General features: G+C 67.1%; 9 protein-coding genes. 7 read left to right on the forward strand and 2 right to left on the reverse strand.

The window, feature by feature from the left end:
* Nucleotides 1-29: 29 nt before the first annotated feature.
* Together ACWDSI_RS10795 and ACWDSI_RS10800 are read left to right on the forward strand one after the other, a co-directional pair.
* Nucleotides 30-1,154 (forward strand): lysylphosphatidylglycerol synthase transmembrane domain-containing protein, encoded by a 1,125-nt coding sequence (locus ACWDSI_RS10795; protein ID WP_449747618.1) that lies wholly within the window; start codon nt 30-32, stop codon nt 1,152-1,154.
* Nucleotides 1,155-1,181: 27 nt separating this feature from the next.
* Complete coding sequence (locus ACWDSI_RS10800) at nt 1,182-1,628, forward strand: DUF3054 domain-containing protein (RefSeq protein ID WP_449747617.1); 447 nt, start codon at nt 1,182-1,184, stop codon at nt 1,626-1,628.
* Nucleotides 1,629-1,638: 10 nt separating this feature from the next.
* Here ACWDSI_RS10800 and ACWDSI_RS10805 read toward each other — a convergent pair whose 3' ends face one another.
* Nucleotides 1,639-3,279 carry an NTF2-like N-terminal transpeptidase domain-containing protein gene (locus ACWDSI_RS10805; RefSeq protein WP_449747616.1) on the reverse strand — a complete coding sequence of 547 codons (1,641 nt, stop codon included), beginning with the start codon at nt 3,277-3,279 and terminating at the stop codon, nt 1,639-1,641.
* A gap of 348 nt (nt 3,280-3,627) precedes the next feature.
* Between ACWDSI_RS10805 and ACWDSI_RS10810 the strand changes: the two genes are divergently transcribed.
* Genes ACWDSI_RS10810 through ACWDSI_RS10820 form a run of 3 tightly spaced genes read left to right on the forward strand, consistent with a single transcriptional unit; the run spans nt 3,628 to nt 6,960 of the window.
* Nucleotides 3,628-4,380: a pirin family protein gene (locus ACWDSI_RS10810; protein WP_449756538.1), complete on the forward strand. Its 753-nt coding sequence runs from the start codon at nt 3,628-3,630 to the stop codon at nt 4,378-4,380.
* 41 nt (nt 4,381-4,421) lie between these two features.
* Nucleotides 4,422-6,416: a M13 family metallopeptidase gene (locus ACWDSI_RS10815; RefSeq protein ID WP_449747614.1), complete on the forward strand. Its 1,995-nt coding sequence runs from the start codon at nt 4,422-4,424 to the stop codon at nt 6,414-6,416.
* Entirely contained in the window at nt 6,400-6,960 is a 561-nt protein-coding gene (locus tag ACWDSI_RS10820; RefSeq protein ID WP_449747613.1) for a potassium channel family protein, read from the forward strand. Before ACWDSI_RS10815 ends, ACWDSI_RS10820 begins: the two co-directional genes overlap by 17 nt.
* A 7-nt stretch (nt 6,961-6,967) precedes the next feature.
* Here ACWDSI_RS10820 and ACWDSI_RS10825 read toward each other — a convergent pair whose 3' ends face one another.
* Entirely contained in the window at nt 6,968-8,641 is a 1,674-nt protein-coding gene (locus ACWDSI_RS10825; RefSeq protein WP_449756539.1) for a CapA family protein, read from the reverse strand.
* Between the two features lie 164 nt (nt 8,642-8,805).
* Here ACWDSI_RS10825 and ACWDSI_RS10830 point away from each other — a divergent pair, with 164 nt between their 5' ends.
* Together ACWDSI_RS10830 and ACWDSI_RS10835 are read left to right on the forward strand one after the other, a co-directional pair.
* On the forward strand, nt 8,806-10,941 hold the full coding sequence (locus ACWDSI_RS10830) for an MMPL family transporter (protein WP_449756541.1): 2,136 nt from the start codon (nt 8,806-8,808) through the stop codon (nt 10,939-10,941).
* Between the two features lie 111 nt (nt 10,942-11,052).
* Complete coding sequence (locus tag ACWDSI_RS10835) at nt 11,053-12,009, forward strand: R2-like ligand-binding oxidase (protein WP_449747610.1); 957 nt, start codon at nt 11,053-11,055, stop codon at nt 12,007-12,009.
* Nucleotides 12,010-12,031: the final 22 nt, after the last annotated feature.

Genomic DNA, 12,031 nt, shown 5'->3' on the forward strand with positions numbered 1-12,031 from the left:
TCAGCGTAGCTGTGGATAGGGTGTGCGATATGAGGTCGGATTCTCCGGCGGTCGACGGTACCGCTGCTCCCCGACCACGATTCTGGTGGCTGCGCTGGGTGTTGCTCGCCGTCGTTCTCGTGGTGCTGGCGGTGGAGGTGGTGCTGATCTGGCCAAAACTGGAGCAGGCCGCGCACCGGATCGGAGATCTCGACTGGGTCTGGCTGGTCGCGTGTGTGGTGGCCGCGGTGCTGTCCATGGACAGTTTCGCGCAGGTCCAGCGCGCATTGCTGCGCTCGGCGGGGGTGCGCGTCCGGCAGATGCAGTCGCTGGCGGTGGTGCTCGCGGCCAACTCGTTGAGTCAGACGATGCCGGGCGGTCAGGTGATCGCCCCCGCCTTCACCTACCGGGAGACGCGCAAATGGGGTGCGACGCCGGTCGTCGCCTCGTGGCAGGTGGTGATGTCGGGTCTGCTGGCCGGGATCGGACTCGCCGTACTCGGCTTCGGCGGTGCGGTCCTCGCCGGCGCCAAGACCAGCCCGTTCTCGGTGATCTTCTCCGTCGTCGGATTCGTGGCCGTGGCGGTGGTCCTGCAATACCTCGCCAGCCACCCGGAGTCACTCCAGTCCACCGGGGAGCGGTTGCTCGGCTGGCTCAACCAGATGCGGAGCAAGCCGCAGGATCACGGGATCAGCAGGCTCAGTGAGACCCTCGAGCAGCTGCGCGCGGTGCAGTTGAGCCGACGCGACACCACCGTCGCCTTCGGCTGGAGCCTGTTCAACTGGGTTGCCGACGTCGCCTGTCTGATGTTCGCGTGCTGGGCGGTGGGCGCCCACCCGGGGATCGCCGGATTGATGGTGGCCTACGCGGCGGGCAAGGCGGTGGGCACCGCCGTGCCATTGCTGCCGGGAGGTATCGGCGTTGTCGACGCTGTGCTCGTCCCAGCGCTGACCAGCGCCGGAATGCCGGCCGCGGACGCGCTGACGGCCGTTCTCGTCTACCGGATCATCAGTTATGTGCTGATCGCGGCCATCGGCTGGGTGGTGGTGCTGCTGCGGTTCCGGTCACGCATCCGCAGCGACGACACGATCGAGCAGGAAATCGACCAGGACATCGCCGCGGGTGCGTTCGACCCCGCCCGCCGACCCGACGAGGGGACCTCCGGTTCCCGCTGAGCGCACGACGCGCTACGGTTGAGCACCATGTCGAGGTCTGACGCGGCGGACACCACGCCTGGGCAGTCCACCGGCCTTCCGATGCCGGTGTCGGCCCTTCTCGATGCGATCGCGGTGACGGTGTTCGTGCTCATCGGCCGGTCCAGCCATCACGAGGGGTTCACGCCGCTCGGCGTCGTCCAGACACTCTGGCCGTTCCTGGTGGGGGCGGCCGCGGGCTGGTCGATCGCCTACGTGTACTCCCACGTCGAGTCATCCGAATGGTTCGGCCACCACTTCCGGCCCGAACGTATCGTCCCCGCGGGTCTGGTCGTGTGGGTCTGCACGGTGGCGGTCGGGATGATCCTGCGTTTCCTGCTTCATCAGGGCGTCGCGGTCAGCTTCGTCATCGTGGCGAGTGTCGCGCTCGGCGTGTTCCTGCTCGGCTGGCGAGCGGTGGCGGCATACCTGACCCGTACGCGCACCCTCACCTGATCCGGAAGTACTACCTGATCCGGAAATACTTCTGGGCCACCTGCAGCGCCGCGGTTCCCGACTTCGCACCCTCGGTGTAGATCACGAGCACCTTGCCGCCCTGGACTCCGACGAACCAGCCGGGACCCTGCGGGCCGTTGGTGCCCACGAGCGCCTTGAGGCCCGGGGCGGAGGTGAGATCGCTGGCGTCCCCGGTCTTCGCGGTGACCGCCATGGCCCGCAGGATCGGACCGCTCAGGGCCGTGTCGAAATCGCCGAGTTTGCCGCCCACGACCTTCGTCGACGCGCCCTTGATGACGAAGGGCGCCACCGAGGTCATCGTGCCGGTATCGGCGCGCGCCATGGCCACGCCGAGGGCGGCCATGTTCATCATCGACATCGTCGGGGCGTCGGGGCGGAAGTCGATCGTGGCCACACCGGGCTGCGGCGACGTGGGTGTGCTGGCACCGGGAACGGTGAACTGCACGCCCAGACCGAGACGGTCGAGCACGGCCTGGACCGACTCCTGGTTGGCGGTGGCGGCGCGGTCGGCCGCCGACAGCACCGGGTCGAGCGTCGAGCCCACCGGATACGCCTGGTCGACGTTGATGCCGCGGTCGGCGGCGTAACCGTTCTGCGCCATCCCCAGGATGCCGCCGGTCTTCGCGTCGAGGGCCAGGATGGTGGCCGGCTGCCCGACCTCGACGGCGGCGTCACCCAACGTGAGCTGCAGACCCTGGTCGATGGTGGTGTTGACGCTGGGTCCGGGTGGCCCCTGGGCGCCGGCGAGTCGACGCGGCGCCATCCCCGGTCCCACCATCTGCACCTGCCAGCCCGCGGTGGCGTCGCGGATCGCCTGCCAATAGTTCGTGAGACCCGCCTCGAGCGGAGACGACAGGCGCCGATCGGCCATCACCAGCATCCCGGCCTTGCGGACCGTGACACCGGGCACCACGTTCGGGTTGCTGGTGAGCACCTCCATGTCGGAGTTGCGGAGCGTGACCGCGGTGATCGGCTTGCCCTGCGCGGCCGAGAGTTTCTGGTTGAGCACATCACTGGTGACGAGCGGGGCGATCGGGGCCAGGGTGCGGGCCAGCGCCCGCACCGAGCCGTCGACGTTCCGGGTCTGCGCCGGGTCCAGGATGATCTCGTTGACCGGCTGGAGATACATGAAGTCACGCCCCGACATGCTGCGCACCGAGGGCGCAGGCGTGGCGTCGGTGCGGATCTCGCGCAGATTCCCGCCCACCGGAAGCCCCGGATAGATGACCGCGGGCTCCCAGGTGATCTTCCAGCCCGTCGACAGGTGCCGAGCGGTACCCGAACTACTGGCCTCGAAGGTGCGGTCCGCCGCCCACCGGTAGGTGGTGTTCAAGCCGAAGGAGGCGGTCCCGTCGCTGTATTCGACCGGTTTGACCACCGAGACGTCCACCCGCTGGGCACCCATCGCCTGCAGGGTCTGTGTGAGCGCTTCGCCGGCCTGCCCGGGCGCGGTGGTGAACTTCGCCGCGGCACCCGCGTCCTGCCTCCCCAGCGCCGACGCGAACTCGCCGATGGCAGCCGCTGCACCGGTGTCGGGGCCGGTGGAGGCCAACTGCCAGGTGGCCACTCCGCCCGCCGCACCGACCACCAGGCACGCGACGAGCGCAGCCCACCTCAAGCGATACTTCATGTTCACAATTTTCACTCTAGTCACATCCGATTGCGATCCCCCTGGCTTGCAAACGGGGATCGGACCGGTCACGATCGGGTCTCGCGCAGCTGTGACCGGGCGGCCGGACACAGATTCGGCGTCGCCCGGCGCACGCGCCTTATCCGTCACGCCTACCTTGTGCGTCACACTCGGGTCCGTCACACGCGGCGCGGTTTCCACGGCGCGCGGCGCGGCTGCGGGACGGGTGACGCGAGGCGGGATATCGTCGCCCGGACGACGATGGCGGCCGGTGCGTACCGCGGGGTCGTCGGACACGGCTCGATGCCGGCCCGTCGACACTCCGGACCCATGTGCCGATAATGGCCCATGGGCTTCACGCTGCAACGGTCCGGAGATCGGGGTCTGACCTCTACTGATTGGCTGACCTCCCGCCATTCCTTTTCATTCGGCGACCTCTACGACCCATCCAACACCCACCACGGCGTACTCATTGCATCGAATGAAGAACTTTTACTACCTGGACGCGGATTCGAGCCACATTGGCACCAGGAGTCGGAAATCGTCACGTGGATGGTGTCCGGCAGCCTGGTGCATCGCGACTCGGCGGGGCACTCCGGGGTGATCTATCCGGGGCTCGCACAGCGCATGAGCGCCGGTTCGGGCGTCGAACACTCCGAGCGCAACGACGCCTGGCCCGGCCTCGACGGCAGCGGAACCCAGCCCGCGCACTACATCCAGATGTGGCTGGCGCCCGACGACCACGGCATCGAACCGTCCTACGAGCAGTGGGACATCTCCGCCGATCTCGCCGGCGGCGGACTCGTGACGGTGGCGTCGGGAAATCCCGACGTCGATGCCGCCATCCACATCGCCAATCGGCGCGCCACGCTGTATGCCGCGCGTCTGCCGCCCGGCGGCGTGGCCTCGTTGCCGGCGGCACGGTTCCTGCACGTCTTCGTCGTCGCCGGTTCGGTGAGCGCCGATACGCCGGCGGATGTGACCCTGTCGGCCGGCGACGCCTGCCGTGGCACCGACACCGGCGAGATCGCGCTGACCGCGGGCGAGGCCGGGGCGGAGATCCTGGTGTGGGCGATGGACGTCGCCCTCGGAGAGGTGTGACGGATCCCGCGGCGCCGAAAAATCTCGACGGGGATGACAGGATGGAGTGCGTGACTGCTTCGAAGACCGATGCCGCCCCGTCCGGACTCGACCTCGAATGGATCGACGAGTCGGTGCGTGTCCAAGACGATCTGTTCGTGCACGTCAACGGCAAATGGCTCGACTCGCACGTGATCCCCGACGACCGCTCGGTCGACGGCGCGTTCCACGTGCTGCGTGACCGTGCCGAGGAGAACGTCCGCGACATCATCACCGCGTGCGCCGAGTCGGACCCGCCCAGCGGCAGCGACGCGGTGAAGATCGGGGATCTGTACGCATCGTTCATGAACACCGACCACATCGAGGCGCTCGGCATCGGCCCCATCCAGGGTGAGCTGGAGGCCATCGAGGCGATCGACTCCGTCGCCGCGTTCGCCCGCCGTCTCGGCAGGCTCCAGCGTCACGGCGTCGGCGGGCTCTTCGGCCTCTACGTCGACACCGATTCGCGGCGCTCGGATCGCTATCTGGTGCACGTGGTGCAGTCGGGCCTCGGGCTGCCCGACGAGTCGTACTACCGCGAGGACAAGCACGCCGACACCCGCGACGCCTACCGCGCCCACGTGGCCGAGATGTTCGCCCTCGCCGGTCACGACGACGCCGACGAGCGCGCCACGACGGTGCTGAACCTCGAGACGGCGATCGCCGGCCACCACTGGGACGTGGTGCGCCGCCGGGACGCCGAACTCACCTACAACCTGATGACCCTCGGCGAGTTCGATTCGGCGGCAGCGGGCTTCGATCTGCACGAATGGTTCGGAGGGCTGGGCACGGTCGGTGACACCACCTTCGCCGAGGTCGTTGTCGGTCAGCCCTCCTTCGTCGAGGACGTGACCACGCTGGTCGAGCAATCGCCGCTGGCGCACTGGAAGACCTGGCTCACGTGGCGCCTGCTGCACAGCGCGGCCCCGTATCTCTCCGAGCCGTTCGTGGCGGCGAACTTCGATTTCTACGGTCGCACCCTGACCGGCACCGAGGCCATCCGGGACCGCTGGAAGCGCGCAGTGGCCTTCGTCGAGGGCGCGATGGGTTTCGCCGTCGGGAAGCTGTACGTCGAGCAGCACTTCCCACCCGAGGCCAAGGCCCGGATGGACGATCTCATCGCCAATCTGGTTGCCGCCTACCGCCGTAACATCTCCGACCTGCCGTGGATGACGCCCACCACACGGGAACGCGCCCTGGCCAAACTCGACAAGTTCACCCCCAAGATCGGCTACCCCGCGCAGTGGCGCGATTACAGCGCGCTGGCCGTGGACCGGGGCGATCTGATCGGAAACGTCGCGCGGGCATCGTCGTTCGAACAGGAGCGGGAGTTCGCCAAGATCGGCGCGCCGGTCGATCGCGACGAATGGTTCATGACGCCGCAGACCGTGAACGCCTATTACAACCCGGGAATGAACGAGATCGTCTTCCCGGCGGCCATCCTGCAACCGCCGTTCTTCGATCCCGACGCCGACGACGCCGCCAACTACGGCGGCATCGGCGCCGTGATCGGACACGAGATCGGTCACGGTTTTGACGATCAGGGCGCCAAGTACGACGGCGACGGCAACCTCGTGGATTGGTGGAGCGACGACGATCGCAGCGAATTTGCTTCCCGCACACGCAAACTGATCGAGCAGTACAGCGCGTTCACCCCCGAGGGACTCGATCCGAAGTACACGGTGAACGGTGAGTTCACCATCGGCGAGAACATCGGCGATCTCGGCGGGCTCTCGATCGCGCTGGTCGCCTACCGTCTCGCCACCGAGCCTGCCACTCCACCGGTGATCGACGGTCTCACCGGCGTGCAGCGCGTGTTCTACAGTTGGGCCCAGATCTGGCGCACCAAAACCCGTGATGCCGAGGCCATCCGACGACTGTCGATCGATCCGCACTCACCGCCGGAGTTCCGGTGCAACGGGGTGGTCCGCAACATCGACGCGTTCTACGACGCGTTCGACGTGGCCGAAGGTGATGCCCTCTACCTTCCGGACGCCGACCGTGTCCGAATCTGGTAGCTCCGGCGCGAACCGCGAGTTCGAGGGGCGGCAGTACACCAACGCCCAGCTGATCTCGGCGGTCGTCCGTCCCATCCTGGCGGGCGTGATCCTGCTCGTCGGCTACTTCCTGCTGCCGATCAACCGGGAGAGCGACGTCAAGCTCGTCGGATTCATCTGTGGCGCACTGCTCCTGGCGGGTTTTGTCTTCTGGGAGGTCCGGCACTTCATCCACTCGAAGTTTCCGGTGGCCGCAGCGTTGGAGATGCTGGTGGCGCTCGCCACCTTCTACATCGTCTCGTTCGCCACCATGTACTTCATGTTCTCCGAGTACGCGGACGGGAGTTTCACCGTCCGCCTCACCCGGGTCGACGCGCTCTATTTCAGCCTGACGGTGTTCACCACCACCGGGTTCGGTGACATCACCCCGGCCACGCAGGCCGCCCGGATCGCGGTGTCGGTGCAGATGGCCAGCAGCTTCATCCTCCTCGGACTCGGGATCCGGTTCCTCACCGTCCTCGTCGAGTCCCGCCGGAAGTCATCGTCGCAGGGCGACGACGACTGACCGGCGGTCACCCATCGGCGGGGATGTGTGAGAGGGGCGCGAGAATCTTGTCCCACACCACATCCCGCAGGTGCGGCAGTTCCGACTTCTCGCGATCGGTGAGTCCGTATCCGTCCGGATCGGCCAGCACGTTCTCGAATTTGACGATGCGGCAGTCGTATCGACCATCACCGAGGTCACTGTTCACGATGTAGATGGGCAGCGCCTGCAGATTCCGCCACGACACCACGGTGTCGTCGCCGGTGACGATCTTCTCGATGTCGAACTTGATCGCCCACGCGAACTTCGAATTCCGGCTATAGGGGTGATAGCTCACGAAGTCGCCGAAGGCATAGGTCACCAGCGCGTTGGGTTTGCCATCACGCTCGATCACCTGCGCCGGCTGACTGACGTGCGGGTGATTGCCCAGGATCACATCCACCCCTCGGGCGACGATCTCGTGGGCCGCCTTCACCACGTTGGCGTGCGGGTGCATCTCGAACTCCCAGCCCCAATGACAGTACGCCACAATGTATTCAGCACCCTTGGCCTTGGCCGCGGCGACGTGGCGTTCGACGAGCGTGTAGTCGGGGGCGGGGTCGGCGTCGTTGACGCGCACCATGTTGGCCAGGTACGGCTTGCCGTCCGGCCAGGGCTGATCGTTCACGTCGAAGGTGAACGACAACAGACCCACCTTGATGCCATTGCGGTCCACCACCACGACGTCATCCTGCTCGGCCTGGCTCGCGGCGGTTCCCGAATAGTGGGCGCCCGACTTCGCCAGCACGTCGAGGGTATTGAGGATGCCGCGCTCGCCCCAGTCGAGGCAGTGGTTGGTGGCCACGCTGAAGTAGTTGATCTTCGCGTCGTCGACGAACCGGTCGAACATGTCCTGCGAGGTGTTCATCTGTGCCGCCAGGCCGGGCGACTGATGCCGACCGATCGGATCATCCTTGGACACAGTGGATTCGAGGTTCGCGCTGACGATGTCGGCACTGCTGTAGAAGTCGGCGATGTCCTCGAACAACCGGTCGGTGTTCTCCGGAACCAGTACGTCGACGGCCAGCAGATCGCCGGCACACCACAGCGACACCACCGAGCGCGTCGACGCGTCGGTGAGCTCGGGCAGATGCCCAGGGGTCAGCACCTGGTCGGCGAAGAAGTCGGCGAGCCCGGACCCCTGCTCCACCACCTCGATCTGGTTGAACCAGTAGCGGTAGATCCACTTCACCTTCTCGAAGGCGGTGCCCGCGACGTCGTAGACGCCCTTCTCCGGTTGCGGATCGTGAAAGTCCTCGTAGAAGACGTAGCTGAGGGTCAGCACCGCGACGCCGGGCAGCCCGTGGTCGGAGAACATGCGTGATCCGCGTGCGACGAGGCCGTGGAGGATCTTGTCGAACAGACCGAGGATGCTCGATTTGTGGTCGCCGGCGTTCGAGCCGTCCTTGGCGCGCGACAGCACGGTCCCCATCACCGGCTGCAGTTCTTTCCACAACGTGCCGGGTCCGATGTCGACGAGGAGCCCGAAGATCGTTCGCATGATCGCGCGGTCGGAGTCCGTGAGGGTCTCGACCATCGGTAGATCTCCGGTGGATGCCTTGGTGAGCACGGCGACGACGTCGTCCTCGTGATCGGCCAAACGCTCATTGAGCAGGGCGGTCATGGCCTCGACCGCTTCGTCCATGGCCGGGGTGAAACTCATCGCCTTCTCCATTTCGTCCGTTGAGTCGGCTTCGTCCATTGAATTTGCGGTTTCATACTATTCGCAATTCACACGGCTCGGAGTGCGCTTTACGAGGTTCTCCGGTTTCGTGCACAGCCTTGTGCTCGAGTTGTCTCACCCTCACCGGTCGTTCAGATGACAGGATGGGGTCCATGGCGACGCGCGAGCAGTCACGGCCGTCCACTACCCGTCTGCGGTGGTTGATCCCCGCGCTGGCGCTGCTGGCGTGGATCGCGATCGGCGCGTTCACCGGTCCGTTCGCGGGCAAGCTCTCGTCGGTGTCGACGAACGACAACAGCGCGTTCCTGCCCGCGTCGGCCGAGTCGACCCGGGTCAACAAGCTGCTGGAGGATTTCCAGAACACCGACTACGTCCCCGCGATCGTCGTCGCGGAGCGCGGATCGGGACTGACCGATGCCGACGGCGCCTTCCTGGCCACCAAGACCGCGCCGTTGGCCGGTTCGACGGGATTCGGTCAGACGTTCTCCCCGGCGATCCGCTCGGAGGACGGTAAGGCCGCCGAGCTGATCGTTCCGATCGCCACCGCGGGCGAACCCGCCGACACGGTGGAGAAGCTGCGCGACGCGCTCGCCGATCCACCCGACGGTTTGACCGTGCTCGTCACCGGCCCGGCCGGACAGATCGCCGACCTCGGCGAGGCGTTCGCCGGAATCGACGGCCTGCTGCTGCTCGTCGCCGGCGCCGTGGTGATCGTGATCCTCGTCGTGGTCTACCGCAGCCCCATCCTGCCGTTCGTGGTGCTCATCTCCGCGGTGTCCGCGCTGGGTCTGGCCTCCGGTGCGGTGTACTTCCTCACCAAGCACGGCGTGCTCGAACTCAACGGGCAGAGCCAGGGCATCTTGTTCATCCTGGTGTTCGGCGCCGCCACCGACTACGCGCTGCTGCTGGTGTCGAGATTCCGTGAGGAACTCACGCAGACCGCCGACAAGTACGCCGCGATCCGCCGCGCCTGGCGGGCCACCATCGAACCGGTGGGTGCCTCGGCGGGCACCGTCATCCTCGGTGTGCTGTGTCTGCTGCTGTCGGATCTCAATTCCAATCGCAGCCTCGGTCCGGTCGCCGCGATCGGCATCGTCGGGTCCTTCCTCGCGTCGATGACGTTCCTGCCCGCGGTGCTCGCGCTCCTCGGCCGCACGGCGTTCTGGCCGCTCCGGCCGAAACTGTCCGACCACACCCCCGACGGCAGCAACCCCGCCGGCAGCGACCCCGACGGGGCCGACGCGGACAGCACGCACCGGTTGTGGCACAACATCGCCGAATGGGTGGCGGCACGTCCGCGTGCGGTCTGGGCAGGCACCCTGGTGGTGTTGTTGATCGGGGCGGCCTTCGCGCCGATGTTCCGCTCCGACGGCATCGCCCAGACCGACTACTTCCTGGGCACCGTCGACTCGGTGCGCGGAGCGCAGATCCAGGCCCAGCACTTCGAGGCCGGTAGCGGCTCGCCCACCTGGATCATCGCCGACTCGTCGCAGACCGATCAGGTCGTCGACGCGGTGCGTTCGGTGGACGGCGTCGCCGAGGCCAACGTGCTCGAGCAGGGCGGCGTGCCCGTCGTCAAGGACGGCAGGGTGGCCATCGAGGCCACCCTGCGCGACAACGCCGACTCGCTGGCCGCGCAGGACACCGTCGCCGACATCCGCTCCAAGGTGCACACGATTCCGCGCGCGGACGCGCTGGTCGGCGGCACCACCGCGATCGACCTGGACACCAGGACCACCGCGATCCGCGACCGCAACGTCATCATCCCGGTGGTGCTGCTGGTGGTGTTCGCCGTGCTGGTGCTGCTGCTGCGCAGCCTGCTGGCACCGGCGATCCTGCTGGCCAGCACCGTGCTGTCCTTCGCGACCACCCTCGGTGTGTCGGCACTGTTGTTCAACGGCCCCTTCGGCTTTCCCGGCGCCGACCCGGTGGTCCCGTTGTTCGCATTCGTGTTCCTGGTGGCTCTCGGCATCGACTACAACATCTTCCTGATGACGCGGGTGCGGGAGGAATCGATCCGGCACGGCACCCGCGAAGGGGTGATCCGCGGGCTCACCGCCACCGGCGGCGTGATCACGTCGGCCGGTGTGGTCCTCGCGGCGACCTTCGCGGCGCTGGCGGTGATCCCGCTGCTGTTCCTCGTGCAGGTGGCGTTCCTGGTGGCCTTCGGCGTCCTCATCGACACCCTGATCGTGCGCACCCTGCTCGTCCCCGCGTTGTCGATCGACATCGGACGCCGAATCTGGTGGCCGAGCGCACTCGCGCGCAAGGACTCCTGATCCGCCGGCCGGACGCCAAAGCTGAGAGTTCTCCAGAAGTGCCCGCGCGACCCCCGCCCGCAGCGTTAACGTCGTTTGACCCAAGGTGAACGATCGTTAGCAGGTGCCCGGATGACCATCGCGGAGAGCTCCGCCACCGGTCGCGACGACTTCGCGTCGTTGCGTCGCGGCGGGTTCGACTGGTCGTCGTTTCCGCTGCGCCTGTTCATGAAGGGCAATGCCCGGTTCTGGGACCCCACCGCGATCGATCTGTCCCGCGACGCCGCGGACTGGGCGGAGATGACCGACGAGCAGCGGCGCAGCGCCACCTTCCTGGTGTCGGAGTTCGTCGCGGGCGAGGAGGCCGTCACCCAGGACATCCAGCCGTTCATGCGGGCGATGGCCGCCGAGGGCCGCTTCGGCGACGAGATGTACCTGACGCAGTTCTGTTTCGAGGAGGCCAAGCACACCGAGGTCTTCCGCCTGTGGATGGACGCCGTGGGCCTCACCGGGGAGCTGAACCCGTTCGTCTCCGACAATCCGTACTACCGCCAACTCTTCTTCGAGGAACTCCCCGATTCGCTGCATCGTCTCGACGCCGACCCGTCGCCGCGCAACCAGGTCCGCGCGAGCGTCACCTACAACCACGTGATCGAGGGCACGCTGGCACTCACCGGCTATTACGCCTGGCAGCGCGTGTGTACCCGGCGCGGCATCCTGCCCGGCATGCAACGGCTCATCCGCTTCATCGGCGACGACGAGCGCAGGCACATGGCGTGGGGCACGTTCACCTGCCGGCGGCATGTGGCCGCCGACGACGCGCTCTGGGATGTGGTGGTCACCCGGATGAGCGAGCTCATGCCGCTGGCGCTCGGGCTCATCGAGTGGACCAACACCCAGTTCGACGAACCCCCGTTCGGCATCGACAACTCCGAATTCGTCGCCTACGCCGCCGACCGCGCGCACCGGCGCCTCGGTGCCATCGCGTCCGCGCGCGGGCGGCCGGTCGCCGAGATCGACGTCGACCACTCCCCGGAGACGCTCGAGGACACCTTCGGTGAGGAAGACGACGAGGCGCTCAACGCCTGAGCCCACCCACCCGCGGCGCCCG

The sequence above is a fragment of the Gordonia sp. NPDC003429 genome (assembly GCF_053588575.1).

Coding starts and splice junctions, on each gene's coding strand:
- ACWDSI_RS10815 (WP_449747614.1), top strand. CDS start 4,422: ATGGAGTGCGTGACTGCTTCGAAGACCGATGCCGCCCCGTCCGGACTC.
- ACWDSI_RS10830 (WP_449756541.1), top strand. CDS start 8,806: ATGGGGTCCATGGCGACGCGCGAGCAGTCACGGCCGTCCACTACCCGT.
- ACWDSI_RS10805 (WP_449747616.1), bottom strand. CDS start 3,279: ATGAAGTATCGCTTGAGGTGGGCTGCGCTCGTCGCGTGCCTGGTGGTC.
- ACWDSI_RS10795 (WP_449747618.1), top strand. CDS start 30: ATGAGGTCGGATTCTCCGGCGGTCGACGGTACCGCTGCTCCCCGACCA.
- ACWDSI_RS10810 (WP_449756538.1), top strand. CDS start 3,628: ATGGGCTTCACGCTGCAACGGTCCGGAGATCGGGGTCTGACCTCTACT.
- ACWDSI_RS10835 (WP_449747610.1), top strand. CDS start 11,053: ATGACCATCGCGGAGAGCTCCGCCACCGGTCGCGACGACTTCGCGTCG.
- ACWDSI_RS10825 (WP_449756539.1), bottom strand. CDS start 8,641: ATGAGTTTCACCCCGGCCATGGACGAAGCGGTCGAGGCCATGACCGCC.
- ACWDSI_RS10800 (WP_449747617.1), top strand. CDS start 1,182: ATGTCGAGGTCTGACGCGGCGGACACCACGCCTGGGCAGTCCACCGGC.